Raw genomic sequence first — 25,181 nt, 5'->3', positions numbered from 1 at the left:
AGGACATTAATTAAAAAAAAGCGAAATATGAATAAAAGAAAAACTATTTTATCGGCTTCGGTATTGTTTTTTCTAGCAACCAATGCCTATGCACAAACCGATAGCACTAAAACAACCAATGTCGAGGAAGTGGTTATTTTGGGATCTAGAAATGGAGCAAGATCCAAAATCGACAGTCCGGTTCCCGTCGATGTTTTCAATTTAAAACAAGAATCGTTGGTTTTACCGCAAACCAATATTTCTGCAATTTTAAATGCAGTTGCTCCTTCGTTTACCTCGACTATTCAAACTAATGCAGATGGAACAGATCATTTGGATCCCGCTCAGCTGCGTGGTTTGGGACCAGACCAGGTTTTGGTTTTAGTAAATGGAAAAAGAAGACATACTTCTGCTTTGGTTAATGTAAATGGAAGTCCTGGTAGAGGTACTATTGGTACTGACTTAAATGCCATTCCATCTTTTGCAATTCAAAAAATTGAGGTTTTAAGAGACGGAGCTTCAGCACAATATGGTTCTGATGCCATTGCGGGAGTTATCAATTTAGGCTTGAAAAAAGATACCGGAAAATTAGATGGCCAATTTTCTTACGGTGGAAATTTAACTCCAACAGCGAATGATCACACCGGAGATTTTGATGGACAAACCATTCAAGTTGATCTCAATTATGGAAATAAAATTGGAAAAAGAGGAGGCTTTTATAATCTTACTTGGGCGTCTCAGTTCAGAAATCCAACGTCGAGAGCGGGTACAGAAAGTGGCGCGATTTTCAATGCTTACAACGCAATCGAACAGCGAGCTTTGAATAACGGTGTCAATCTTTCATCGCTATTTAGCAACATTAATAATACTGCAAATTCGCAGCAAATCATCAACAACATTCATCAATACGCACAAGAAGTAAGCTATTTTTCTGCAGATTTTCAAAATCAAATTCAAAATGCCAATACGATTAGTGCTTTGCAAGGGCTTTTAGGTGCGAATGTTACTGATCAGGAATTGGCTTACCGAGGTTTGGATCGAAAAGATTTTAACATGCAAGTTGGGCAATCCAAACTCAATAACCATCAGCTTTTTGCTAATATCGAAATACCAATTAGCGATACTTGGAAAGTGTACTCTTTCGGAGGTTTTAGCTTGAGAAACGGGACTTCCGGTGGATTCTTCAGAAGACCAAACCAAAGTAGAACCTTTACAGGAATTTATGCCAACGGTTATCTTCCGCAAATTGGAACCAATATTTTGGACCTTTCGCTTGCAGCAGGAATTAAAGGAAAATGGAATGGTTGGAATGTCGATTTAAGCAATACTTTCGGCCAAAATTCATTTGATTATATGATTAAAAATACAGGAAATTCTTCATTAAGATTTGCTTCTCCTAATGAATTTGATGCCGGAGGATTGAAGTTTTCACAGAACACAATTAATTTAGATTTTTCTAAAAATTACGACATTCTGGAAGGTTTCAATGCTGCATTCGGTGCGGAACATCGTTTTGAGAATTTCCAGATTAACGCTGGAGAAGAAGCTTCCTACACCGCATACGATATTTATGGAAATCCTCAAACCGCATCGACACCAAACAACATCAAACCCACCGATTTTTTTGGTAATCTGTTGCCGGGAAGTTCACAGGTTTTCGGAGGTTTCCGTCCGGAAAATGCAGTGGATAAAAACCGTCAATCCGTTGCTGGTTATGTGGACTTTGAGTTGAATTTCACCAATTGGTTTTTGGTAGATGCTGCAGCGAGATATGAAAATTATTCAGATTTTGGTTCTACTTTTAATTATAAATTGGCTTCCCGATTGAAGTTGGCAGATAATTTCAACTTTAGATTTGCTGGTTCCACAGGATTTAGAGCGCCATCAATTCACCAAATTTATTATAATGTAACTTCAACATTTTTTAGTGATGGAGTTTTGAAAGAAGTAGGAACCTTCAGCAACGATTCTGAAATTGCAAGCTTATTAGGAATTCCGAAATTGAAACAGGAAACTTCTAAATCTGCAAGTGTTGGATTTACCTATAAAATTCCTTCTGCAAATTTAACATTCACTGCGGATGGATTTTTCACAAGAATCGACGATCGAATTATTCTTACAGGCCAGTTCCCAAGATCGGTTGCCCCGGATTTTTTTGATGCAGCTGGTGTAAATGCGGCTCAGTTCTTCACCAATGGCATCGATACTGAAACCAAAGGTTTGGATGTGGTAATTTCTCATCAAGCAAGATTTTCTGAGGTAAAACTTGATAATAATTTCGCGCTGAACCTTAATGAAACCAAGAAAGTAGGGAGCATTCATTCTTCAGGAGCTTTACAAGCTGCAAACTTGGAAAATGTATATTTTTCAGAATCATCCAGAGTTTATCTTGAAGAAGCAGTGCCAAAAGTTAAGGCGAGTTTATCCCACAATATTACTTGGAAAGACGCTACTTTTTACCTGAGAAATACCTATTTCGGAAAGGTGACAAGTCCGGATACAATTGATGCAAACGGCGATGGAGTAGTTTCTTTAAACGAACACCAATCGATTACTGATAAAATCATCACCGATGTTTCTGTGGCTTATAAACTTACCGAAAATCTAAGTATCACATTAGGTGCGAACAATTTATTTGATATTTATCCTACGAAAAACCTTACTGCTTCCACCAATAATGATCAATTCATTTATTCCAGATCAACCTCACAATTTGGACAAAATGGAAGGTATATATTTTCAAGGTTAAATTTTAGTTTTTAAATGAATTTCTTGATTAAAAAAAACGGATTCAATTTTTTTGAGTCCGTTTTTTTATATTTTAAAATGAATTTGAGGAGAATTTTTATTTTACTAATTCTTCAAATAATCGGTCGAAAGTTGCATCTAAATCCTTTGTTTTTCCAGGATGCGGACGCGAAGTTTGAATGACAGAACTTCTCACCGCCGTCAACCAACGGAATCTTTCGGGAATATCCAAAGTTCCGATTTCGCCGCCTGCTTTTTCGCCTTTTGCGACGTGCTTGAAGTTTTCCAGATTTTTCTGAACATCTTCATAATCGAGTTTGGAATGCATCAACTCGAATTTTTTCGGGCATAAATGAAATTCCATGCGGATGTATTTTTCTTTTTTCGAAAACAATACAAGACCGATATTGAAAAATTCTTCTCTTTCAACCTTCGGAACGAGTCTGATCACCGCGTATTCGTAAATTTTATCCTCTTGCATTTTTGGCTTCGTTTAAAAAGATTTCAGAATTTTCTAATCTTGTTTTCAGGAAATTAAAATAAATTTCTCGTATTTCTTCTGGCGATTCATCGGCGTCGTTCCATTGCAACCAATCTTGAGGAATTAAATTCACTATTTCTCTGAAAATTTCTTCATTTAAAACGGATTTTGCAAAAGCATCTGCATCGTCTAATCTACTTGCTTGAGGTAGCAAAACATGGTCTTTCACATATTTGAAAGGTGTTTTCGCAGCTGCATCAAAATTTTGCCAAGAATGGTGGAAATAAAACGATGCGCCGTTGTCAATTACCCAAAGTTCTTTATGCCAAAGCAAAAGATTGGTATTCTTGAAAGTGCGGTCAATATTGGTGATAAAAGCATCCAGCCAAACAATTTTGGATGCCAACAACGGATCTATTTTCACCGAAGCATCATATGCTATTGCTCCGGAGAGAAAATGCAAACCGAAATTTAAACCTTCGGAAAACTTCAGCAAATCCTGGATTTCTTCGTCGCCTTCGGTTCTTCCGAAATCTACATCGAGGTTGGCAAAAACCAATTCGGGAATTTTCAATCCGAGAATCTCGGCGATTTTGCCTCCTAAAAGTTCAGAAATCAGCATTTTCACGCCGTGTCCTGCGCCTCGAAATTTTAAAACATATTTAAAATCGTCATCGGCTTCTGCCAAAGCTGGCAACGAACCACCTTCGCGAAGAGGAAGAATGTAGCGCATAACCGTAACTGTTCTAAGAGATAAATCCATAAGTCCAAAATTACGGAAAAAACCGGAAGTGAAGGTTGGTTGTTGTATAAATTAGTCGTTGTGATAAGGTTTTCCTTGAAGAATTTGATCGGCACGATAGATTTGTTCTACAAAAAAAAGACGGATCATTTGATGCGTGAAAGTCATTTTTGATAAAGACATTTTCTCATTTGCCCGTTGATAAATTTCCTCCGAAAACCCATAAGCACCACCGATAAAAAACGAAATTTTCTTTATGGAAGCATTCATCCAGTTGTCGATTTTTGAGGCAAATTCGCGGCTGGTAAACTGTTTTCCTTTCTCGTCGAGCAGAATTACATAATCGGAATTTTCGGTTTGGTTGAGAAATAGTTTTGCTTCTTCTTTTTTAAGAAGATCTGGGGAAAGATTTTTCGCATTTTTCACATCCGGTATTTCCGTGATTTCGAAATTCCAGTGTTTTGGGAGCCGGTTTTGATAATATTTTATAAGCTCGCTTATTTCTTTATCATCGGTTTTTCCGATACAGACCAAATTAATTCTCATTTCTTATCTTTGTTCTGCAAATATAGATTAATGGGCATTAAAACTCCTCAATTCATTCTCAAAATTCATGAATTTCTTGATAGTATTCATATTCCTTTTTTAGGCATTTCTCTGTGGAAAATGTTTGAGATTTATGGACAAGGTGTCTTCAAAATGCAGATCGGAAGAAGCGCTGCGAGCATTTCGTGGAGTTTTTTCTTGAGTTTGTTTCCGTTTATTCTCTTTTTGCTTTCATTGTTGCCTTATCTTCCGCATTACGACAAGCTTCAGTTCTATATTTTTGAGGTTTTGATGCATAATGTTTTTCCGGCTCATATTCAGAAAGATGTTTCCGGTTATATCCAAACTTATATTCTTCCCAATATGAAGAATATCAGTAATTTAACGATTATTTTTGCAATGATTTTTGCGGTGAACGGAACGCATTCTTTGATTAATGGTTTTAATCTTAATACCAATTTGAGAAGAGGCGTGGTGAAGGAATATTTGGTCGCGTTTGGGATTACCATTGCCTTTATTTTCCTTATTATCGCTTCGTTATTGGGAATTTATTACAGTGAAGTCGTGCTGAAATTGTTCACCCCGGAAATTAATATTTCATGGCTGGTTGATAATATGTCGAAAATCATTGGATTTTTCTCGTTTCCTATTTTCTATTTTATTTTGTTGGCGCTTTTTTATTGGGTAGGCTGTCTTAAGATTACGACCTTTAAACAGGCGATGCCCGGAGCCATTTTTACCACCGTTTTATTTGTGATTCTCACCTATATTTTCGCAATTTATGTGAAAGATTTTGCCCGATACAATGTTCTTTACGGATCCATAGGATCTATTATTTTGGTGATGGTTTGGGTGAATATCAATATCATTCTGATTCTTTTGGGGAATGAATTAAATATCGCTATCAAGAAAGTTCGGGTAGAAAAAATGATTGCTGATGAAGTGAAATTGAATGCACAACAATTCGATGCGAATATTTTGCCGGACATGGAAGAAGCCGACGAAACGCACACAATTAGTGTAGAAGAATAATAGGTTTATGCCGATCTTTTTCGACTTTTAAACGAAAGATTAAGCATGGTGTATCCAACAAGACCTGAAAGCAAAGAAGCGATCAGAACGGCAAATTTAGCTTCATCCTGAATTTCCGGAAACCCTTTGAAAGAAAGCAATGCGATGAAAATCGACATGGTGAAACCAATCCCAGCCAAAAGTCCGACACCGATCATTTGCGACCATGAACTTTGATCCGGCAATGAACTGATTTTTAGTTTAATGGAAATGTATGAAAACAAATTAATCCCGATTACTTTACCTAAAAATAATCCCAAAATAATTCCGTAACCGAAATTGCTGAAAAGCCCGTCGACCATTCCATTTTTGAAGGTAATATTGGTATTTGCAAGTGCAAAAATCGGCATGATGATAAAGTTTACCGGTAAATGAAGTTTCTGTTCCAGCTTTTCGAGCGGTGAAATTTCTACATCGGAAACATTCGTCGGAATCGCAAAAGCCAGTAAAACTCCTGCAATTGTAGCATGAATCCCGGAATGATGCATAAAATACCAAAGAAAAATCCCCGGAATGAGATAGAAAATATGCTTTGTAAAATTCAATCGGTTCAGAATAACCAAAATCGCCACCATCAAAGCGCTCAAGCCCAGATAATCCCAATGAATTTGATCTGTGTAGAAAATTGCAATCACCACAATGGCGCCTAAATCGTCCACAATTGCAAGCGCCGCAAGAAATATTTTCAGAGAAATCGGAACTCTTTTTCCCAACATCGAAATAATTGCCAGCGAAAAAGCAATATCTGTAGCCATCGGAATTGCCCAACCTTTCGCAAAATCGGTTCCTTGATTGAAAAAGAAAAATATCAAAGCAGGAACCACCATTCCGCCAATTGCTGCAACAATAGGTAACGACGCATTCGAAAAGTTCGAAAGTTCGCCTTCCACGATTTCGCGTTTGATTTCTAAACCAACGAGTAAAAAGAAAATGGCCATCAAACCGTCATTTATCCAAATGCTTATCGGATAATTGAGGTGAAAGATTTCGGTGCCAATTTTCGTGTCGAGTAAGTTTTGAAAGGCACTACCAAATGATGAATTGGCAATCATTAAAGAAACGGCAACGCAAAAAATGAGTAAAATCCCGGAGGATTGTGAGTTGTGTAAAAATTTTCTGAAATATTGAGTAATAAGCATTAATTAATTTTTTGATTAAAGTCGTTTTACCCGCGAAACCCCGTTGATGTTTTTCAATTGTTTGAAGGTTTCCTCCAGTTGGCTTCGGTTTTTCACTTCTAGATTGATGTTTCCTAAGAAAATACCGTTGTTGGATTCAATCGACATACTTTTCATATCCATGTTCATCGAATTACTGATTACAGCGGTGATGTCGTTGATCATTCCCATTCTGTCGAGTCCTTCGATTTCAATTTTGATTCTGTTTTTGAAGCTTTCTTCGTTCACCCATTTTGCTGGAAGAACACGGTAATCGTATTGTGCACGGAGGTTGATCGCATTCGGGCAATTGTCGTTGTGAACTTTTATTCCATCAGAAATGGTAATGAATCCGAAAATTTTATCCCCCGGAATTACCGTACAACATTTCGCGAAACTATAATTCATTTTTTCTTCATCTTTCCCAAAAACAATCAAATCCAAATTCGTTTCCGGAGTTTCTTCGAAGATTTCGTTTTTGTTAGGAGATTTTCGGAAACGCTGCAAAATATTGCTGAAAAGGCTTTTGCCTTCGGTATATTTTTTAATGTCGCCGATATCCAGATTTCCGTTTTGGAAACTTAAAAACAATTCCTGAGAAGTTTTTAAGTTAAAGAATTTCTGCATCTTGTTGATTTCCTCATCATTGAAATTCAGTTTTGCGTGGCGCATTTTTCTTTGCAGAATTTCTTTTCCTTCCTCAACCAAATGGTTTTTTTCAAAATTTAAAATTGCTTTAATTTTCGATTTTGCCTTTGAAGTAACGACGAAATCGAGCCAATCTGGTTTCGGTTTTTGGTTTTGTGATGAAAGGATATCAACCTGATCACCATTTTGTAAAACGTAGGAAATAGGGACTAACTTTCCGTTCACCTTCGCACCAAGACATTTGGTTCCCAAATCGGAATGCACCGAAAAGGCAAAATCTAAAGCAGTAGAGCCCGTTGGAAGAATTTTTATTTCTCCTTTTGGAGTGAAAACAAAAACTTCTTTGGAATAAAGATTAAGTTTAATATTGTCTAAAAGCTCTGTAGTACTCAGCGATTGCTGGTTTTCTAGAACTTCGCGGATTTCGGTTACCCAGGTTTCGAAGTTTTTCTCGTCGCTGTTTTGTCGGAATCCTTCTTTGTATTTATAGTGAGCAGCAACGCCTTTTTCGGCGATATCGTCCATTCTTTCGGATCGAATTTGTACTTCAATCCATTTTTTATCGGGACCCAAAACGGTGAGGTGTAAACTTTCGTATCCTGTAGATCGTGGTTGGGTGATCCAATCTCGCATTCGCTGAGGATTGCTGTGATAAAGGTCGGTAACGATGGAATAAATTTTCCATGCAAGGAATTTCTCGTTCTTAGCATCCGATTTGTAGATGATTCTGATGGCGTAATTATCATACACTTCATCGAAACTCACCCCTTGCTTTATCATTTTTCGGTAGATGGAAGAAATGGCTTTTGCACGGCCTTTGATCGAGAAATTCAATCCTTCGTCTACCAATTGCTCGGAAACTTCTTTTTTAAATTCATCGATATATCTTTCTCTGCTTTCTTTGGCGAGTTCTAACCTTTTGGAGATATCAAAATATACATCCGGATTATTGAATTTTAAAGACAAATCCTCCAATTCGGATTTGATATTGTAAAGTCCGAGACGATGGGCGAGTGGAGCGTAAATGTAGACGGTTTCCGAAGCGATTTTTTTCTGTTTTTCGGGCGTCATGCTTTCCAAAGTTCGCATATTGTGAAGCCGGTCAGCAATTTTAATTAAAATCACTCGAAAATCTTCGGAAAGCGTAAGCAAAAGTTTACGGTAATTTTCCGATTGAATGGAGATATTCTGGTGGTTCATCACCGCTATTTTGGTGAGCCCATTCACGATGTCCGCAATCTTTTTACCGAATATTTTTTTCAGATCATCATACGTATATTCCGAATCTTCGATAACGTCGTGAAGCAATGCACAAGCAATAGAAGTTGCACCCAAACCGATTTCGTTGGCCACAATATTTGCCACTTCAATTGGGTGATAAATGTACGGTTCGCCGGTTTTTCTACGTTGGTCTTTGTGAGCATCCAAAGCAATATCGAACGCTTTTCGGATCAGTTTGTTTTGTTCCTCATCCAAAGTGCGATAGGTGTTGGAGATCAAATCCCGGTATCGAGCGAGAATTTCCTTATTTTCCTGTTCTAAATCGTAAACCATTAAGAAAACTATTTATTACACGAAAATACGGAAAAATGCCTGAATATTCTACATTATTGTATAAATAATGAACCTAAAGAGATGATAATCCTAATCAGATTGTTTTTTTTTGAAAATTGAGTTTTATTTTCATTAAACATAAAAATAATTCAATCTGTAGGTGATTTGTTGAGTATTAACTTTTACCAAAAAGCACTTCTGTATTCATTCCTTCGTGTTGGATATGATGCTTCAGGAGGGGTGAAGAGTAGATTTCGGATTTTGCTCTCAGTGCAACAATTCTCTTTAAATATTGCAAAGATTGAGCATCACTAAATTTTATATTTTCAAAATAATTGGTGTGAATCGAGTTATTATCTTGGAATATTTGAAGGATTTTTTCTTTAGATTCTGGTGTATTTGCTTTTACGCTTACGGCTAAACTTTCATCTTCAAGTCGGGTGTCGTCTTTGAAAAAAGACTGCCAAATTGATGTTTTTATTTCTTTCGAAATCGGTTCCTGATGCAAATAGATAATAAAATCGGAATCAGAGAAACCTTCACGAACTAAGTCTTCAGAAATTTTCTTCGACTGGCTTTGGCTTTCGAATAAGCCTGTGATAATTGAGGCCATAATTTCATCTGTTTTATTTACAAATTTTACAAAAAAAATACGAATTATGCAAGGAAATACTATTTTATCTTGATATATCGTTTTTTTTTATAAAGGAGCGCTTTCTGTTTGAAAGCGCTTCGTCAAAAGATTATTCGTTATATTTGAAAATAAAAAAACAAAAATGAACAAGCTTCTTCCTTTCATTCTTTTGAGTTCACCATTTTTTCTTGCTCAGAATATCGCTCAGAAATTGGATGCTGCTACCAAATCATTGCTCAGTTCGGCTCCTGCATATTCGGCGAATTTGTCGGTTTATGTCGCTGACGAAGCTGGAAATTTTATTTATGAATACAACGGAAATCAAGGACTTTCTACAGCTTCTACGCAGAAGATTTTCACTGCAGCAGCAGTTTTGGAGACTTTAGGAAAGGATTATCAATATACGACAACCGCTTCCTACTCTGGGAATTTATCGTCCGGAAATCTCGCCGGAAATCTTTATATTAATTCCAATGGTGATCCCACTTTAGGAAGTTGGCGTTATGAAAATTATCGTCCCGAAAATTTCAAAGCAAAATTAATTGAAGCGATAAAAGCCAAAGGAATTACCAAAATTTCAGGTGATTTAATCATTGATGATACTTATTTTGATTTCCAGAAAGTTCCTGGTGGATGGCCTTGGAACGATATGGGAAATTATTACGGTGCCGGAGTTTGGGGAGTTAACTGGCGAGAAAACCAGTTCGATATCAGCATGAATGGCAAAGAAATGAAAGATTTGAACATCGATTTGCCTAATGTAAAATGGATTAATGATGTAAAAACCGGAGGGACTTCGGATCAAAGTTTGGTGTACACCGCGCCGTATTCGGAAGTGGCACAAATCAGCGGAACGCTTCCTGCAAAAGGGATTACAGTTTCCGGAGCGAATCCCAATCCACCACTTTCCTTGGGTAGCGAGATCCAAAAATGGTTCAAGGAATCGGGAATTGAGCTGAATGGAAATATTACTTCAGTTTCTGTTGAAAAAATTAAAGGGAAAAACCTTCCGAATACTGCTTCAAATAAGGTAATATTAGAATATAAATCGCCGACTTTAGACAAGATTGTTTACTGGTTTTTAAGAAAAAGCGTGAACTTTTATGGCGAAACTTTTATTAAAACTTTAGGAAAAGTAAAGAAAAACGAAGGGAGTTTCGATGCGGGAGTTTCTTATCTGAAAGAATTCTGGAAGGGGAAAGGAATCAATTCTGCGATGATCAATTTCGCTGATGGAAGCGGACTTTCACCTCAAAATTATGTTTCCGCAAGAGCTGAAGTGCAATCTTTGCTTTGGAGTAGGAAACAACCTTGGTTTAATGAATTTTTTGAGGGTTTCCCCCCCCAAGGCAACGGCATGAAAATGAAAAGCGGAACCATGAAAGACACGAAATCTTTTGCGGGCTATCACACATCCAAAGACGGGAAAAAGTATGTATTCGCGGTGATTATCAACAATTATCAGGCTTCCAACATCAGCGATGCTTTGTATAAAGTTCTAAACGTTCTGAAATAATCTGAAATCTTTCAATGAAACGAAGAAGTTTTTTTTCTAAAATCAATAATTGGGTAATTTATATTTTGCTGACTTCCGCTATTGCAGGTATTGTGATAGCGTCGGTTGCTCTAATCGATTACTTAAGGAAAGAAGAGATTAAGAGGATTGAGCTTTTCGCAACGGCCATTAAATACCAGCAGGAAGAAAGTATCATTCAGGATCCTATGACGTTGGATTTGCTATTACAAATCAGCAAGACCAATAATACCATGCCAGTGATTGTTACCGACAAAAATAAAAAACCTATTGGTCCCGATTTCCAAATTAATATCCCTGAAAATATACAGAAAGACCCAGCAAAACTCTTAGGACTGTTGCAGAAAATGGAAAACTCTTATCGACCTATCGAGTTGCAAATGCCTAATGGAAATAATCAGTATGTTTTTTATACCAATTCAGATTTGCTCAATAATCTTCGCTATTCGCCTTATATCTTGGGACTATTGATTTTGGCTTATATTTTCTTCTCTTTCTGGTTTCTACGAACCATTAAAAAAACCGATGAAGGTTATGTTTGGGCTGGTTTGGCCAAAGAAACCGCGCACCAAATCGGGACGCCACTTTCTTCGATGATCGGCTGGATCGAGATTCTCCGCATGGAAAATGGAAACAGCGAAGGCGTAAAAGAAATTGAAAACGACATCAACCGACTGAAAACCATTTCCGAAAGATTCTCTAAAATAGGCTCGGTTCCGGAGTTGAATGATTTGAATATTAATGAAACCTTGCAACAGAATTTCGACTATTTGAAATCGAGAATTTCTACCAAAGTTCGGTTTATGCTCATACTTCCAAAACAAAATATCCTCATTCCCCACAACCGAATTTTGCTGAGTTGGGTGATTGAAAATATCGTAAAAAACGCAGTAGATGCGATGAAAGGGGAAGGAAGAATGGAAATAGAACTCTATGAAAAGAATAAATATATCCTCATCGATTTCAAAGATTCAGGTTCGGGGATGACAACTTTTCAGGTGCGAAATGCTTTCAAAGCAGGCTATTCTACCAAAAGTCGAGGGTGGGGATTAGGGTTGTCTCTGGCAAAAAGAGTGATCAAAGAATACCACAACGGCGACATCAAAATAGCGCAAACCGAAGTAGGGAAGGGAACTACTTTCCGAATCATGATGAAGAATTCTTAAGATTTCAGGGGATTGGGTGTTGAGTATAAATTTATGCCCCGCAGGAGCAAAATCTTCATAGAACTTTCAAGATTGAGATTTCGCGAGTGCAGTAGGTGTGGAATAATCATCATATCACCGGACATTACTTATACTTTACTTTGACTTTCCTTTGACATTCCTTTGACATTGCTTTGCCTTTCTTTTATTAATATCTAAAATCTGCTCACGCTAACTTACTGTTAAAAATATAAACCTCCTTTAAATTGCTTTAAAAGAGGTTGTTTTTGTTGAGTTTTGAAAACTATTATTGGAAAATTAGGGTTGTGCAAGGGTTACCCTTGTTAGTGACTGCCGTTTTATTCTTCGTCTTCATAGTCAACAATATTTCTTGTCCATTCTCCACCTACAAATTCTCTTTCGGCTTCTTCTCCATAGTCAAGGTCAAATACTTCATTTAAGGTTCTGTCTTTAATAACCATCTGTTCTAATGCAACAAGTTTTACATCTTCTGGCATTTGGTCGCCTGTCAAAAATTGCCAATCACCGTCTGTATCGTGAACAACTCTTAAAATAGGTTTGTCAAGTTCCAACCATTGCCTTGTTGTAAATATTCCCAAATTTTTTGCTTCTCGAGATTTGAAGTCAGCATTTCTGTCAAGCAATGGTTGCTTGTAAATAAAATCTTCTTCAAAGTCTGTTTCCCAAGGAAATTTGTCGTTTCGGTCTGTCCATACTAACTGTAGCGCTTGAAAATTTTTTGAATTGTAAAAGTCAATTGCAGTCCCAAAATAGTCGCCCAAATTTCTTTTATCAACATTCAAAAATTCTGACTTACTATTTTCAAATATGTTGTCATAGGTTTTTCCCGCCTGAATAACTTGTCCATTTTTAATTAAGTCTGCTACATCATTTATGATTGTATGCAAAGTTTGAGTTCTAAGTCCAAAGCAAATTATTTCGGGATGGTTGAATTTCTGCCAAAGTCCTATACTGTATGCAAATGATGGTAAATAGTCGGTCGCTTCGATTATAATTACAGACAGTCCGAATTTTTCAATGTCAGATTGGATCTGTTCGTCATTTCTACAATTATGTTCGTTGTCTTCTGTCATTGTTGTTCTGCTGTTTCGTTACGGTTGCCACATAACGGGAAAGTATTAGCGAAGGACGGGCTTTTACAACTGAAATTTCAACTAAAAACCAAACTAAGCAATTTGCTTTTTTCGTGAAACTATATTACAAAAAAATGTGAAACGAAAAAGCAATTGCGACAAAATATAACTGAACTTCCAATTTAGAATTCAACCCCGTCTTTTGCTAATATACTGTTAGCTGTGGTTTTTTTCTATTTCTGAAGGGTTTATTCCAAATTCTGCTTTGAAACTTCTTGAAAAATGCGAGAAATTTATAAAACCTACATCGTCATAAATTTCATTGGGCTTTTTGCCTTGTTTTGATATTAAAAAGTGGGCTAAATCTAATCGCTTTTTTATAAGCCATTTGTTAGGGGTTTGGTTGAAAATTTCTTGGAAATCTCTTTTAAATGTTGAAATACTCCTACCTGTGAGTTTTGCAAATTGTGCCAAAGGAATATTATGCATATAATTTTTGTTCATATACGCTTCCAAGTCAATTTTAAAATCGTCTTCAAAATTGAAAAGTAAATTTTGAATGGTGGTATACCGAAGCAAGAGTTCAATAATCTCAAAAGTTTTTATAGTCGCTAAGTTATTGGTGAGTGCCTCTTGATTTTCAAAATAAGGAAGCATAGAATCGAAAAAGCCTTTTAAAAACGGGTCTGGTTGAAATATAAAATTAGGTTTTCCTAAATAACTTCCTTTTGGTAAAATATGGTGTTCTTTTGAATAATTATACAGCGTTTCTTTGGGTAAAAAAATGCTGATACTCATATAAGGTTTATTATCTTGAGGAATTTTTTGGGTTTTTACTAATTGATTTTTTGATATAAAACCAATATCGCCTTTGTTAAATTGAAAGGTTTCTATGCCGTCGTTAATTATCATTTTTCCGTTTAAAATAAATACCAAAGCGTGGTCTTGAACAAAAGGTTCAAAATTTTTTCTCTCTTGCGATGTGCAGGAAAACAAAATATTAATTCGGGTTCTATCTTCAATCATTATTTCAGAATTATGATTTTAATTGTTCATAATATATTGTCGCTCTTTCTTTTGAAAAATAATCGATTACGGCAAAAGCCATCCCAAACAAGATTAATGAAATGGCGACTGCTTTTAAATGGACATTTTGAGTAAAGTAAAGTAAGGCAATGGCTATTAGAAAACAAGCCAAGCTAATAGCGATAGACATTGGGTATAAATATTGAAAATCATCTACACGTTTAATTTCGGCATTTATAAATTCTTTTGGGTTTTGCTCATATTTTTTCGCAATTTCTTGCTTTTGTTTTCCGTTGGAACGAATCATATTTGCACCTGTTATAGAAAAAAATGTACCTATAACCAACAATGGAATCAGCAATGCTTTTGCGCTTGGAGTATTCCCTAAAAAGTAAAATAGTAAAGCCGTTAAGATTAAGAAAAATCCAAATCCGAGGATAACTTTTCCCTCAAATATTTCTCCGTTATACCAATTTATAGTGTTTTGCATTATATCCATTTTTATTAATTTTTTTAAATCGAAAAGGCTGTCTCTTTTTAGACAGCCAATTTAGGGATTTATTTATTTTGTTTATTTTGCATTATAGCCACCGTCAATACTCAATACAGTTCCGGTCATAAAAGGATTTTCGTCTGAAGCCAAAAAGAAAATTCCTTTTGCAATATCTTCCGGTTCACCTAAGCGTTTCATTGGGTGCAATGCTTCAATTCCCGAAACATCATAAGTTCCCGAAGCAATTGCATTTTTCAAAATATCGGTTTTAATTGCTCCTGGTGCAACTGCATTTATACGAATATTTTTGGTAGCGTAATCCAATGCACCACCTTTGGTTAAACCAACAACGGCGTGTTTAGAAGCGTTGTATTGAGCCGTGCTTACTAATCCATTCAAACCTGCTATGGAAGCAAGGTTTACGATAGTTCCGCCACCTGTTTTCAACATTGCATTAATGGCGTGTTTCATTCCGTAATAAACACCCATTACATTAGTTTCCAGCATTTGTTTCAGTTCGTCCGATTCTGTATCAGCCAATAAAGCATTTCCTAAAGAAACTCCTGAATTATTCACGATAGAATCTAATTTTCCAAATTTTTCTACCGTTTTGTCGATTACATTTTTAACTTGTTCTTCCTGCGTTACATCTAAAGGAAAGAAAGTTACCTCTGCATCTTCTTTTTTAAACTCCTCTAAAACATCTGTTTCTTTGTTCGCATTTCTACTTGTAATAACAACATTGTATCCATTTTTTGCAAAATGTAAAGCTGTTGCTTTGCCAATACCTGTTGTTCCACCTGTGATAATTACTGTCTTTGCCATTTTTATTATGTTTTAAAATTATTTGACAAAATTAAAACAGCTGTAATGATATTGTTTTTCCGTGAAGTTCAAGTTGTTTTTCTGTGAGGTTTGGAACAGTGTTTCGGTAAAATCACAGCTAACGGAGCGCGGATTGGCAAAGTTTCCTCAGAAAGCTTGCTTTCGTGAGGAAATTTTGCCAATCCGCAGATGTGTTGAAGGTTTTTGCGAGAGCGAAAACGCTTTAACATATCTGCGGATGTAATCCGCACTCCGATGTGCAAAAGTTGTAGCGGAGCGGAAACTTTTGCACATCGTTTCGGGGCTTTATGCAGGTGGGGCAATCGAAGCACTTCCGTTCGGCTAATGTACAAAATTTCAATAGAAGTACAAATGTTGAAATTTGCACTTTAGCCCCACTTGCATAAAACCCTTCTTTACTTTACATCCATAAAATTAATACCTTTAAAATAAACAAGACAGAGGTGAACTAACAATACCCTTAGAGAGTAAAAGCCTCATCTAACATATCAGTCCTCTGCCTTGTTTTAAAAGGTTGAAAAAGCTTTAGATAGAATACCAGATTACCCAGATCTAATAAAGATTTTAAAGCAATTCAACATTAATTTAACACCACTAAATTATGAAAAATTACACAAATTTCATCGGTATCGATGTAGCAAAATTAACGCTGGATTACTGCATGATTACCCCGAACCCACATCCCGAACAGGGCCAGATACTGAATACGCAAAAATCGGTGGATAAGTTTTTAAAAACATTGAAAAAAGCCGGCTGCCAGATGAATGAGACCCTTTTCGTTTTCGAGAATACCGGCATCTATTCCTCGTTGCTCGCCTTGGTTTTAAGCGAAAACAAACTTGATTACGCTCAGGTTCCTGCGCTGGAAATCAAACGCTCTCTCGGAATTACACGCGGCAAAAGCGACAAAGTAGACGCCAAAGAGATTGCAAATTACGCCAGGCGAAACACTGATAAAATTGCACTTTCTGCGCTTCCGGAACTGAGCCTGCAGCAACTCAAAATCGTGTTTGCCGAACGCGAAAAAACCATTGCCGCCATTAAGTCGTTCGAAAGAACCATGGAAAACGAAATGTACCTGAACAAAAAAGTTTTCACCAGCGTCAAAGCCATCAACCGACAAACGGTGAAACAGCTCAAAAAGCAGCTTGCAGCGCTTGATGACAGAATTAAAACCCTGATCCGCGAAGATGAAATTCTTTACAAACAACAGCAACTTTTAAAAAGCATTCCGGGAATTGGTGAGATCACTTCAGTCTATCTTTTGATGGTCACGAAAGGATTTACAGCATTTACAAACGGACGGAAATTTGCCTGTTATTCGGGAGTGGCACCCTTCGAACACACCTCCGGAACGAGCGTCAAGGGGAAAACCAGGGTCAGCCATCTGGCGGATAAAAAGATGAAATCGCTACTGCATATGGCCGCACTCACTGCAATAAAATATGATCCTGAACTCAAGGCATATTACCGCCGGAAAAAAGAAGAGGGAAAACACACCATGCTGGTTCTAAACAATATTAAATGCAAAATGGTGTACAGAATTTTTGCCGTTATTGCGCGAGAAACAAGCTTTGTGAACCTGCATAAATTTGCAGCATAATTTTATCACTTTTTGTTTGCTTTTTGTCATAGAATATGTTAGCAGAAGTTTTTTTATTTATAGTTACCTTCTGGATCTGTTTTGTAAATAATTATTTCTCCATTATCTTCTGGATTTGTAACATAATTTTTGCTATGTCTTGTAAGAAATAAAAAACCACCATCTTCTGTAGGAATTACATCTTCACCATAATAGTAATTCCCCATTTCATATATGTCTTTATACCAAATTGTTTCGCCATTTGGCTGTGTAGCGAGAAAAAACATTCTCGAATTATAAGAACTTGAAGAGTTCGCATAGCCGAGCATTACTAATTTATTATCTGAAGACTCTTTTAAAGTGTTAATACCACCAATTTCATATTCTTTTTGTATTATTAAATCTCCATTTGAATTGATCTCACGAAGAATCGTCTTATAAGATGCACATTGATTAAATCCATATAAAATATAATTTCCATTATTTCTTTTAAATATTCCTTTTGAATAAGCACCGCCACAATTATTATCAAATGTTTTAGTTGTTTCTTTATCTCCATTTTTATTAGATTTAATAAAATAAAAATTTTCAAACCCATTCTTATCAGTTTCGATTTTACCGAAAATTAAGATTTTATTATTGTCAATGATAATATCATTAAAATAGTCATAATGCAATGAATCATAATAATTCTTTTCCCAGATTAAGTTGCCTTCAGAATTTAATTTACTAAGATATCCTATTTGGTCATTGTTTTGTGTATTTTTTCTATAACCAACAAGATATATACTGTTATCTGAATCTATGTCAAATGAAGTTATTTGCCCAATTAGATTTTGATATTCTTGAAATTTCTTATTCCATATTTGGTTTCCATTCCGGTCAATCTTAAACAGAAAATTATCACCCAAAATCAATACTTCTTCATTATTTGTCTTTTTCATTTTAAATTCCTCAATTTTAAAACATTGATTTTCATATATTTTTTTCCAAATAACATTTCCATTAAAATCTATTTTTAAAGCAAAAAAAATAGCACCATTTGTCTTTCCTGTGTAACCGCCTATTAAATAGCCATCAGATAGTTTAATGATTTCTTTAGGTACTAGTCCCGAAAAATAGTTTGGATCCAATGAAAAATAAATATGTTTTTCATATTTAAGATAGTATTTTAAAGTTTTAAAGTTGAATGATGTTTCGGAATAATTATTATGGGTGTCTTTTGCTATAATTTTTCCATTATATTCAGTCAGTTCAAGTAAATTATCAAGTTTAAATAATAACTTTTTAGAATCTTTTAGAACAATTACATTATTTAGAACTATATCATATAAAATAGAGTCATTATCAGCATCTTGTGCTTTGCTCCACGAAATATTTGCACTATTAGATTGAATATTATCAATAATTACAGTGACTTTCTGTGGAGCACTATTTAATGTTGATTGAGATTCTGATTCAATAGTATCACGAGAACATCCTAATAAAAAAAGACCAAAAATGAAAATGTAAAATATGCTATAAGAGTTTTTCATAAAATTTCTGCTAACGGCCCGGCGGCTTTGCGAAGTTCTCCGCGCGAGCTTGCTCGTGAAGGGGAATTTTGCAAAACCGCATGATGTGCGAAGTCCGCGCAGCGGCGACCACATCAGGCGGTGTGAGCCGCCGGGCCGATGTGGCGAAAGGAGCGAAGCGGATTTCGCCACATCACTCAAATATAAGAACTTCGTTTGGGGATGTCCTAAAATAGGGTACTTCGTTACTTTTTATTATAAGATAGTACAACATAAGTACAACATTTTAAAACTGATCTATAAAACTGTAAATTCCTTTCTTTTGCGTTCTAGCTAATGTATTAATATTTTGGTAATTAGGCAATAGACTGCAATAATATGAATTACTTGCTTTAGCCCATCCATTTTGAATTAATAATTCGTTAAGGCATTCGCCGGAAGGCAGAATTACATAGGCCAATTGGCGCAGCCAGAAGTCTAATTGATTCTTACACTCAGTCAAAAGTGTTACCCTAGTTCCAGGATGAGCGATTTGTAAAACATATTCTAAACTAAGCAATCCCATTTCTTTTAATAACGAAGCCGGGATATGGCTTTTCGCTTCATCCTCTCTCATTTTACGACTAAAGTGTACTTCGGGTGCATCCAAACCATACAGGCGGATTTCTTTGCTTTCTGAACCAAATTCTTCTTTTACAATAATTGTATCACCGTCCAATACTTTTTCGATAATCCAAAAAGTTTCTGTTTGGATTCCAGAAATTCTGAAATATTTTGCAGATGATAATTCAGTTTGAGATGTTTCATTTAGAAGGTTTTCCGTGGTCAATTCTTTGTAATGCATTGTTTTACAGTATTTTATATATTGTTTTTGTAAATATAATTCAAGAAATTTATAACTGTCTAGACAACAGTGTTTTTCTTCAAATTATCAATTACAAAATTTTAAATCATGGCACGACAAAAAGGTCTTATGAAGTACGTCGGAACAATCGGCGATGTAAGACATTTCAAAATTAAAGGGCAAAAAGGATTTTTTGCCGGAATGGTAGGAGGTCCTACCGCTCAACAAGTAAAATCAGCACCGGAGTTTGAGCGAACTCGCGAAAACATGAACGAATTTGGAGGTTGCGCAGTTGCCGGAAAGGCAGTACGCACCGCCTTATCTTCGTTGATGGGCAAATTCACTGATACACAAGTAACGGGAAGATTAACTTCCATCATGAAGCGTATCAATTTAGAAGACGGAACGGAAGCCAGAGGTTATCGTAAAGTAGAAATATCAACGCAAAGAAATTACCTGATCGGTTTTGAATTCAATAAGAATCAATCCATCAACGGTATCTTCAACGCTCCATATGACGTCAATCACGCAGTAGAAAGAAATACAGCAGATTTCATCGTTGATGAATTTAACCCGACAGATTTAATTTCTTCCCCTGCAGGAGCTACACATTTCCGATTACTTCATGCATTGGCGGTCATTGCTGACTTTTCCTATAACCCAATCACCGGAACTTATGAGCCGGATGACAATGTAAACAACGAGTTGAGCGTGGTGACTTATTCTCCTTATCTTCCGTTGAACGCGGTTTATGCCGGATCGACAATTCCTGCAGAGCTTCCGGGAGCTCCAGTTTTAGGAAATGATGTTTCGGTTCTTCAGTGTATCGGGATTGAATTCTTCCAGGAAGTAAACGGACAGTATTATCCTTTTGCAACTGGTAACTGTCTCAAAATCGAGGAAGTATTTTAGGATAAAATCTTCAAATGCCTTCCCAATCCGGGAAGGCTTTTTTTTATCCAAAATTTTAAACATTTAAAATAAAGTCACAATGAGCACAAAAATAGTTCGCGTAGCACAGGGAAAAGAAAGCACACTTTCCCACTTATATATTGACGGTATTTTTCAGTGTTTTCTTTTAGAAGACAAGATTCGCCAAGTAAAGATCAAAAGTAAAACCGCGATTCCGGAAGGGAAATTCCAGCTTAGGCTTAACACCTGGGGCGGAATGAATAAGACGTATTCTCAGAAATTACCCTCCATTCACCAGGGAATGATTGAGATTGACGATTTACCAACTTTTGATTCCGTGTATCTTCATATCGGAAACACCATCAATGAAACCGCAGGTTGTCCATTGGTCGGACTTTCCTATATCAAAAAAGATGGTGATTACCAAGTTCTGCAAAGCCGAGATGCATACACGCAAGTTTATCCAAGACTTTTGTCTAAGGCAAAAGGAAAAGATAATCAGATTGAAATCCAGAACAATTTTCAATTTTAAAAATTCAAAATCATGGGAAATGAATTAACCTTAAGCGTATTGTTTGGATTCATTAGTAGTGTTCTTTTGGGGATTGTTGCCTATTTTATCAAGCAGCTGCACACCGATTTCAAAAGTATGGAAAAGGATATTTCGGAAGTGAAAACGATGGCATTGATCATCAAAACAGAATTCAAGACTTCTTATGACATTCTTACCAAAAAGGTGGACCACTTGGAACAAAGAGTCAATACATTAGAAATTAACCAATTAAAAAAATACGATCATGAAAAATAGAAACATGAATTTAGCAAGCAGAATCGCATCACCAACACCGAAATGGTTTAGGATCGTTAGAAATATCGGGCTAAGTTTATCCGCTATAGGCGGTGCCTTGGTAGCAGCTCCGGTCGCATTGCCAGCAACATTGGTTACCCTTGGTGGATATTTGCTTCTTGGAGGAACCATCATTGGCGCGGTAAGTCAGACCGCTATCAGCTCGGAAGAATATGGCGAAAAATCCGAAAAAAATTCGGAAGCATCATCAGAAGAAACTGTTCAATAGTCGGATAATCTGTACGCAAAAAGTAACTTTCACAACATTTTATTTCACTGGCCTGTCAATAAGATAGGCCTTTATTTTGCCTATTTTTTTAGTTGCACCCAATTGCACAGTTTTGTTAAAAGGGGTGAAATATGTATGCTTTATCTTGCTGATATGGGTGAAATAAGTGGCACTCGAAAAAGTGGAAAAGTGAGGTTTGGAATAGTCGTGAATTTGGTGAGGGATTCCTGGAGGTTGAGCTTTCAGGGGAGATTTTTTTTTGAGGATTTTTTTTTGAGGATTGGAAAAACAAAAAATTCCCCGAAGGGAAATTTTTGTTTTCAGATTGTCAAATAGTATTTTCGAACAAGAGCTTCACGGAGCTCGGAAACTTTCATCGATTGCGCTAAAAGATTCTGTTCCAATTGCCAGGTTTCTTTGATTTTTTTGGTCATTTCCGGCATGGTGCAAGCCTTTTCGAAAGCTGGTTGAATGAAATGGCGCATCAAGGTTTTTAGGTCGCAAATGCGGAGCATATCGATAACAGAACCACACAAATGCGGGTGAAAAAATCCATGTTTCCAAAATGCGTAGAAGGTCCAATAATAGACTTCACGTTCTTCATCACTATTAACATAGATGATGTGACAATTCGGGCAAGGTTCCAACATTGGTTTACCTGCATTTCTTCCTCTAGAAAGGATAAAAAGTGCCATTTCTGGAGCTGATCCGTGCACTGAGTAGGTGCGTACTTTGTGTTTAAGCATAATTTGGGTTTAAAAATTTATGCTTCGCCAAAAATTATTTAAAAGAAAAAAAAGAAAAAAAGAAAGCCCTCAATCCACGAAAAAGAAAAATGGGATGCAATATTTTTTTTAAAAAAAGATAGACGTATTCATTTTTCACGGCTATCTTTTTTTAAAAAAACCCGTAGGGCTTGATATTGTCAGCGCATTTTTCTTTGTTCATAATTTTGCTATCTTTTTTTTTTATTTTTTCTGTGATCTACCTTTCGATTGAGGAAACAAATCCTTTCGGAATATGCATCAATCTCACTTCGGAAACGAGTATTTCGGAAATGGAAAGTCAGAAAATGGAATGGTCAAAAAGGTGAAAATATTGCTTATAATCAACCATAAAAGACTAAGAATGCCTACCCTCAAAAGGATGGCAAGAAATGGAAAAGACAGCTGTATGGAGGTAATCCAGGACAAACAATCCAGAATCAGAACCTGGAATACCGGAATACTACTGTGCGCGGTGACGGAAGCGGATAAACTACCACTGAAATTTCTTGCCAAAAACAAGTAGTTTATCGGCTATCGGCACATGGGAAGTGGTTGGAAAAGAAATCTTCGAAAGAGGAAATTCAATGCTTGATAATCATCGTAAATGACTAAGAAATACGACACTCAAAGCGATGGCAAGAAATGGAAAAGACAGCTGTATGGAGGTAATCCAGAACAAACAATCCACAATCAGAACCTGGAATACCGGAATACTGCTGTGCGCGGTGACGGAAGCGCATAAACGGCAGGAATGAAACGGTGCATAGCATCCGAGAAGGGAATGCCGTTTATGGGCTGGAGTTACATGGGAAAGCGAAGGCAAATCCCTTTCAACTATCCCTACCCTATGGTGCTGGAAAAATAGCGGTAAGGAGGGTGGCGAAAAAGGTGCTTGATGGTGGGGGAAAGCGGGCAAAGGGAAAGTGATGGCATAAGCATTTTTTTCGCCGCCCGGAATACTGCTGTGCGCTGTGCCGAAGTGCATATACTACCACTGAACTTTCCGCTGAAAAAAAGTAGTATATGGACTGCAGGCACATGGGCGTTTTGTGACGAATATTTCAACTTGGGTTTTTCCATTAGGTGCAGAACTTTTCAATTAGCAATATCCGAGCGGCTGGAAAGCGGTGGCTGGTAGCGGGTTTGCCGCTACCACAGGAAAGCATTTAACATAATTTCAAATTATAGGCACTATGGTGCTGGTTTGCCAGTAACGCAACGAAGTGGAGAGGAGGGCAACGGATTTGCAGATGGCAGGTGCGTATAATTTCCATTATGTTACTTGCTGTGGCAGAGCTGTAAACTAGTATCAGAAATATGAAATTAACAATTGAAAAAAAGAGAAAACGAGTTATTCATTAAGACAATTATATTTTATTGAATAATTAAAATAATTTAAATTCCGATTTGTTATGTGAAAATAGATTGATTAATAGTAATATGTACTAAATTTGTAAGGTTCATTGCAAAACAATTATCAAATCGTAAATTTGATTTGATTTAAAAATAATGTTAAAAAATCTAATTCACTAATTGTTCTAAAATGATTTTCAATACACAAGAATTTTAATTTCATAATTATCATTTCCTGAGTCATTGAGATCAAAAAACACTTTAACTATGAAAAAAATAATTTTATTTGTACTGTTAATTATTAACATAAGTGTCACTGCTCAGTACAATCAATTAAATGTTCCGCAGACTAATAGCGAAATAAGTAATTCTCTTCAGTATTGGGGCAATCAAATGAGTAATATAGGAAAACAATACCGGAATAATAATGAGCGAGAACTAACAAGAAAGCAGAGACAGGAAAAGAGAGAGAGAGAGGTTATTGAAAATAAATATATCAATTATTTTAAATTAGCAAATGAGGAGTTTAACAATAAAAACTATGATTCTACCATAATTTACTATGATGCTGCCAAGCAATTAGGTGTTTATTTATCTGATTTTGAAATGCTTGCTGGGATTTCTTATATAATGATTTATAGAAATAATGGTAATACTGAAAACCTTGAAAGCGCCTTATCGATATTAGGATTAGCTAAAGAACATGGCAATCCTAATGCCCAAAAATTTATAGACTTAATTTTAAATCAAACTCAATAAAGTCATTAATAATAATTTCAAATACACAGTAGAAGTTTTTACACTATCATTTAAGTAGGTTTCATAACGTATCAAACTAATCATATTATGAACAAATTTTATTATTCACTTTTATTTATGCTTTTATCGATTACAAGTAAAGCACAACAAATAGATTTAAATTACCTAATACAAATATTTGAGGCAAAATCTGAAAATGCAGAAACAATGTTGCTAAGTAAAGGTTTCATTTTTTCGAATTACCAAGAGGAAGGGGGCGAAAAGTATACTTATGAATACCCAACGAAGCCTGATACTTCACTTATTATTTATAATGGTGATAATAATTATTTTAATTATGTGACTTTTAACACTACGGATGTTGATAAATACCTCGAATTAAAAGATGGAATATCAAAACTAAAGTTAATTCATTATACGCGGACTAATGCTTCAAATGGTAGTGCAATTAGTAATGTTTACTGCAAAAATGATAGAGAATTTGATTTCTTGCAAGGAAAATTTGGAGGTAAGACTCGATATATAATTACCATTAGTGATTATAGATTTGTCGTCGAAGCAAGTGATACTTTTAAAAAGCATAAATGTCAATAAAATTTACTTAAAAAATAGTCGCAACATCATAATTAAATATCATTTAGCAATTGACTCAATG

General features: G+C 36.0%; 25 protein-coding genes. 12 read left to right on the top strand and 13 right to left on the bottom strand.

Translation table 11 applies throughout. The features are described 5' to 3' along the window. The first annotated feature begins 27 nt into the window (after positions 1-27). The gene (locus NOV28_RS04755; protein ID WP_255928119.1) at positions 28-2,742 is read left to right on the top strand and encodes a TonB-dependent receptor plug domain-containing protein; all 2,715 of its coding nucleotides are present in this window, start codon (positions 28-30) and stop codon (positions 2,740-2,742) included. Positions 2,743-2,824: 82 nt separating this feature from the next. Here the strand turns inward: NOV28_RS04755 and NOV28_RS04750 are convergent, their stop codons facing one another. The 3 genes from NOV28_RS04750 to rlmH are packed head-to-tail and all read right to left on the bottom strand — an operon-like array spanning position 2,825 to position 4,496. Next, positions 2,825-3,208 (bottom strand): DUF3037 domain-containing protein, encoded by a 384-nt coding sequence (locus NOV28_RS04750; protein ID WP_255928117.1) that lies wholly within the window; start codon positions 3,206-3,208, stop codon positions 2,825-2,827. Further along, positions 3,195-3,971: a HipA family kinase gene (locus NOV28_RS04745; protein WP_255928115.1), complete on the bottom strand. Its 777-nt coding sequence runs from the start codon at positions 3,969-3,971 to the stop codon at positions 3,195-3,197. Before NOV28_RS04745 ends, NOV28_RS04750 begins: the two co-directional genes overlap by 14 nt. A gap of 51 nt (positions 3,972-4,022) precedes the next feature. Continuing rightward, complete coding sequence (gene rlmH, locus NOV28_RS04740) at positions 4,023-4,496, bottom strand: 23S rRNA (pseudouridine(1915)-N(3))-methyltransferase RlmH (RefSeq protein WP_255928113.1); 474 nt, start codon at positions 4,494-4,496, stop codon at positions 4,023-4,025. A gap of 30 nt (positions 4,497-4,526) precedes the next feature. Here rlmH and NOV28_RS04735 point away from each other — a divergent pair, with 30 nt between their 5' ends. Then, on the top strand, positions 4,527-5,528 hold the full coding sequence (locus NOV28_RS04735) for a YihY/virulence factor BrkB family protein (RefSeq protein ID WP_255928111.1): 1,002 nt from the start codon (positions 4,527-4,529) through the stop codon (positions 5,526-5,528). A 5-nt stretch (positions 5,529-5,533) separates the two neighbouring features. Here the strand turns inward: NOV28_RS04735 and nhaA are convergent, their stop codons facing one another. From nhaA to NOV28_RS04720, 3 genes are all read right to left on the bottom strand, one after another. Continuing rightward, entirely contained in the window at positions 5,534-6,706 is a 1,173-nt protein-coding gene (nhaA, locus tag NOV28_RS04730) for a Na+/H+ antiporter NhaA (protein WP_255928109.1), read from the bottom strand. 15 nt (positions 6,707-6,721) lie between these two features. Continuing rightward, a complete protein-coding gene (locus NOV28_RS04725) occupies positions 6,722-8,926 on the bottom strand; it encodes a RelA/SpoT family protein (protein ID WP_255928107.1) in 2,205 nt (734 codons plus the stop codon). 175 nt (positions 8,927-9,101) lie between these two features. Beyond that, a complete protein-coding gene (locus NOV28_RS04720) occupies positions 9,102-9,539 on the bottom strand; it encodes a hypothetical protein (RefSeq protein WP_255928105.1) in 438 nt (145 codons plus the stop codon). Between the two features lie 163 nt (positions 9,540-9,702). Between NOV28_RS04720 and dacB the strand changes: the two genes are divergently transcribed. Both dacB and NOV28_RS04710 read left to right on the top strand, forming a co-directional pair. Next, positions 9,703-11,076, top strand: a complete 1,374-nt coding sequence (gene dacB, locus NOV28_RS04715; RefSeq protein WP_255928103.1) for a D-alanyl-D-alanine carboxypeptidase/D-alanyl-D-alanine endopeptidase — start codon at positions 9,703-9,705, stop codon at positions 11,074-11,076. Positions 11,077-11,090: 14 nt separating this feature from the next. Next, positions 11,091-12,260 carry a sensor histidine kinase gene (locus NOV28_RS04710; protein WP_255928101.1) on the top strand — a complete coding sequence of 390 codons (1,170 nt, stop codon included), beginning with the start codon at positions 11,091-11,093 and terminating at the stop codon, positions 12,258-12,260. Positions 12,261-12,598: 338 nt separating this feature from the next. Here NOV28_RS04710 and NOV28_RS04705 read toward each other — a convergent pair whose 3' ends face one another. The 4 genes from NOV28_RS04705 to NOV28_RS04690 all read right to left on the bottom strand — a co-directional run bounded on the left by NOV28_RS04705 (position 12,599) and on the right by NOV28_RS04690 (position 15,698). Then, complete coding sequence (locus tag NOV28_RS04705; protein ID WP_255928099.1) at positions 12,599-13,354, bottom strand: DUF4262 domain-containing protein; 756 nt, start codon at positions 13,352-13,354, stop codon at positions 12,599-12,601. Positions 13,355-13,570: 216 nt separating this feature from the next. Continuing rightward, a complete protein-coding gene (locus tag NOV28_RS04700) occupies positions 13,571-14,380 on the bottom strand; it encodes a helix-turn-helix domain-containing protein (protein WP_255928097.1) in 810 nt (269 codons plus the stop codon). 10 nt (positions 14,381-14,390) lie between these two features. Continuing rightward, entirely contained in the window at positions 14,391-14,870 is a 480-nt protein-coding gene (locus NOV28_RS04695; protein WP_255928095.1) for a manganese efflux pump, read from the bottom strand. An 81-nt stretch (positions 14,871-14,951) separates the two neighbouring features. Further along, positions 14,952-15,698, bottom strand: a complete 747-nt coding sequence (locus NOV28_RS04690) for an SDR family NAD(P)-dependent oxidoreductase (RefSeq protein WP_255928093.1) — start codon at positions 15,696-15,698, stop codon at positions 14,952-14,954. Between the two features lie 622 nt (positions 15,699-16,320). On the opposite strand from NOV28_RS04690, the gene NOV28_RS04685 reads away from it, so the two are divergent. Next, entirely contained in the window at positions 16,321-17,322 is a 1,002-nt protein-coding gene (locus tag NOV28_RS04685; RefSeq protein ID WP_255928091.1) for an IS110 family RNA-guided transposase, read from the top strand. Positions 17,323-17,375: 53 nt separating this feature from the next. On the opposite strand, the gene NOV28_RS04680 is transcribed toward NOV28_RS04685, so the two are convergent. Beyond that, complete coding sequence (locus NOV28_RS04680) at positions 17,376-18,836, bottom strand: fibronectin type III domain-containing protein (protein WP_255928089.1); 1,461 nt, start codon at positions 18,834-18,836, stop codon at positions 17,376-17,378. 265 nt (positions 18,837-19,101) lie between these two features. Then, complete coding sequence (locus NOV28_RS04675; protein ID WP_255928088.1) at positions 19,102-19,659, bottom strand: thermonuclease family protein; 558 nt, start codon at positions 19,657-19,659, stop codon at positions 19,102-19,104. Between the two features lie 108 nt (positions 19,660-19,767). On the opposite strand from NOV28_RS04675, the gene NOV28_RS04670 reads away from it, so the two are divergent. From NOV28_RS04670 to NOV28_RS04655, 4 genes are all read left to right on the top strand, one after another. Continuing rightward, positions 19,768-20,571, top strand: coding sequence for a hypothetical protein (locus NOV28_RS04670; protein ID WP_116095180.1), 804 nt, complete (start codon positions 19,768-19,770; stop codon positions 20,569-20,571). A gap of 79 nt (positions 20,572-20,650) precedes the next feature. Continuing rightward, positions 20,651-21,103 carry a DUF5675 family protein gene (locus tag NOV28_RS04665; protein WP_255928082.1) on the top strand — a complete coding sequence of 151 codons (453 nt, stop codon included), beginning with the start codon at positions 20,651-20,653 and terminating at the stop codon, positions 21,101-21,103. A gap of 12 nt (positions 21,104-21,115) precedes the next feature. Then, positions 21,116-21,379 carry a hypothetical protein gene (locus tag NOV28_RS04660; protein ID WP_255928080.1) on the top strand — a complete coding sequence of 88 codons (264 nt, stop codon included), beginning with the start codon at positions 21,116-21,118 and terminating at the stop codon, positions 21,377-21,379. Beyond that, positions 21,369-21,647 (top strand): hypothetical protein, encoded by a 279-nt coding sequence (locus NOV28_RS04655; RefSeq protein WP_255928079.1) that lies wholly within the window; start codon positions 21,369-21,371, stop codon positions 21,645-21,647. The genes NOV28_RS04660 and NOV28_RS04655 overlap by 11 nt, the downstream gene beginning before the upstream one ends. A 320-nt stretch (positions 21,648-21,967) precedes the next feature. On the opposite strand, the gene NOV28_RS04650 is transcribed toward NOV28_RS04655, so the two are convergent. Beyond that, on the bottom strand, positions 21,968-22,393 hold the full coding sequence (locus tag NOV28_RS04650; RefSeq protein ID WP_255928077.1) for a DUF6943 family protein: 426 nt from the start codon (positions 22,391-22,393) through the stop codon (positions 21,968-21,970). Between the two features lie 274 nt (positions 22,394-22,667). Between NOV28_RS04650 and NOV28_RS04645 the strand changes: the two genes are divergently transcribed. From NOV28_RS04645 to NOV28_RS04635, 3 genes are all read left to right on the top strand, one after another. Next, positions 22,668-22,937, top strand: coding sequence for a hypothetical protein (locus NOV28_RS04645; protein WP_255928075.1), 270 nt, complete (start codon positions 22,668-22,670; stop codon positions 22,935-22,937). A 1,097-nt stretch (positions 22,938-24,034) separates the two neighbouring features. Further along, the gene (locus NOV28_RS04640; protein WP_255928073.1) at positions 24,035-24,526 is read left to right on the top strand and encodes an acetate and sugar kinases/Hsc70/actin family protein; all 492 of its coding nucleotides are present in this window, start codon (positions 24,035-24,037) and stop codon (positions 24,524-24,526) included. 87 nt (positions 24,527-24,613) lie between these two features. Further along, entirely contained in the window at positions 24,614-25,120 is a 507-nt protein-coding gene (locus NOV28_RS04635; protein WP_255928071.1) for a hypothetical protein, read from the top strand. Positions 25,121-25,181 lie beyond the last annotated feature (61 nt).

It is taken from the genome of Kaistella montana (assembly GCF_024436175.1).
Lineage (GTDB): Bacteria > Bacteroidota > Bacteroidia > Flavobacteriales > Weeksellaceae > Kaistella > Kaistella montana.
This window is presented reverse-complemented; position numbering and strand designations above follow the sequence as displayed.

Coding starts and splice junctions, on each gene's coding strand:
- NOV28_RS04755 (WP_255928119.1), top strand. CDS start 28: ATGAATAAAAGAAAAACTATTTTATCGGCTTCGGTATTGTTTTTTCTA.
- NOV28_RS04750 (WP_255928117.1), bottom strand. CDS start 3,208: ATGCAAGAGGATAAAATTTACGAATACGCGGTGATCAGACTCGTTCCG.
- NOV28_RS04745 (WP_255928115.1), bottom strand. CDS start 3,971: ATGGATTTATCTCTTAGAACAGTTACGGTTATGCGCTACATTCTTCCT.
- rlmH (WP_255928113.1), bottom strand. CDS start 4,496: ATGAGAATTAATTTGGTCTGTATCGGAAAAACCGATGATAAAGAAATA.
- NOV28_RS04735 (WP_255928111.1), top strand. CDS start 4,527: ATGGGCATTAAAACTCCTCAATTCATTCTCAAAATTCATGAATTTCTT.
- nhaA (WP_255928109.1), bottom strand. CDS start 6,706: ATGCTTATTACTCAATATTTCAGAAAATTTTTACACAACTCACAATCC.
- NOV28_RS04725 (WP_255928107.1), bottom strand. CDS start 8,926: ATGGTTTACGATTTAGAACAGGAAAATAAGGAAATTCTCGCTCGATAC.
- NOV28_RS04720 (WP_255928105.1), bottom strand. CDS start 9,539: ATGGCCTCAATTATCACAGGCTTATTCGAAAGCCAAAGCCAGTCGAAG.
- dacB (WP_255928103.1), top strand. CDS start 9,703: ATGAACAAGCTTCTTCCTTTCATTCTTTTGAGTTCACCATTTTTTCTT.
- NOV28_RS04710 (WP_255928101.1), top strand. CDS start 11,091: ATGAAACGAAGAAGTTTTTTTTCTAAAATCAATAATTGGGTAATTTAT.
- NOV28_RS04705 (WP_255928099.1), bottom strand. CDS start 13,354: ATGACAGAAGACAACGAACATAATTGTAGAAATGACGAACAGATCCAA.
- NOV28_RS04700 (WP_255928097.1), bottom strand. CDS start 14,380: ATGATTGAAGATAGAACCCGAATTAATATTTTGTTTTCCTGCACATCG.
- NOV28_RS04695 (WP_255928095.1), bottom strand. CDS start 14,870: ATGCAAAACACTATAAATTGGTATAACGGAGAAATATTTGAGGGAAAA.
- NOV28_RS04690 (WP_255928093.1), bottom strand. CDS start 15,698: ATGGCAAAGACAGTAATTATCACAGGTGGAACAACAGGTATTGGCAAA.
- NOV28_RS04685 (WP_255928091.1), top strand. CDS start 16,321: ATGAAAAATTACACAAATTTCATCGGTATCGATGTAGCAAAATTAACG.
- NOV28_RS04680 (WP_255928089.1), bottom strand. CDS start 18,836: ATGAAAAACTCTTATAGCATATTTTACATTTTCATTTTTGGTCTTTTT.
- NOV28_RS04675 (WP_255928088.1), bottom strand. CDS start 19,659: ATGCATTACAAAGAATTGACCACGGAAAACCTTCTAAATGAAACATCT.
- NOV28_RS04670 (WP_116095180.1), top strand. CDS start 19,768: ATGGCACGACAAAAAGGTCTTATGAAGTACGTCGGAACAATCGGCGAT.
- NOV28_RS04665 (WP_255928082.1), top strand. CDS start 20,651: ATGAGCACAAAAATAGTTCGCGTAGCACAGGGAAAAGAAAGCACACTT.
- NOV28_RS04660 (WP_255928080.1), top strand. CDS start 21,116: ATGGGAAATGAATTAACCTTAAGCGTATTGTTTGGATTCATTAGTAGT.
- NOV28_RS04655 (WP_255928079.1), top strand. CDS start 21,369: ATGAAAAATAGAAACATGAATTTAGCAAGCAGAATCGCATCACCAACA.
- NOV28_RS04650 (WP_255928077.1), bottom strand. CDS start 22,393: ATGCTTAAACACAAAGTACGCACCTACTCAGTGCACGGATCAGCTCCA.
- NOV28_RS04645 (WP_255928075.1), top strand. CDS start 22,668: ATGCATCAATCTCACTTCGGAAACGAGTATTTCGGAAATGGAAAGTCA.
- NOV28_RS04640 (WP_255928073.1), top strand. CDS start 24,035: ATGAAAAAAATAATTTTATTTGTACTGTTAATTATTAACATAAGTGTC.
- NOV28_RS04635 (WP_255928071.1), top strand. CDS start 24,614: ATGAACAAATTTTATTATTCACTTTTATTTATGCTTTTATCGATTACA.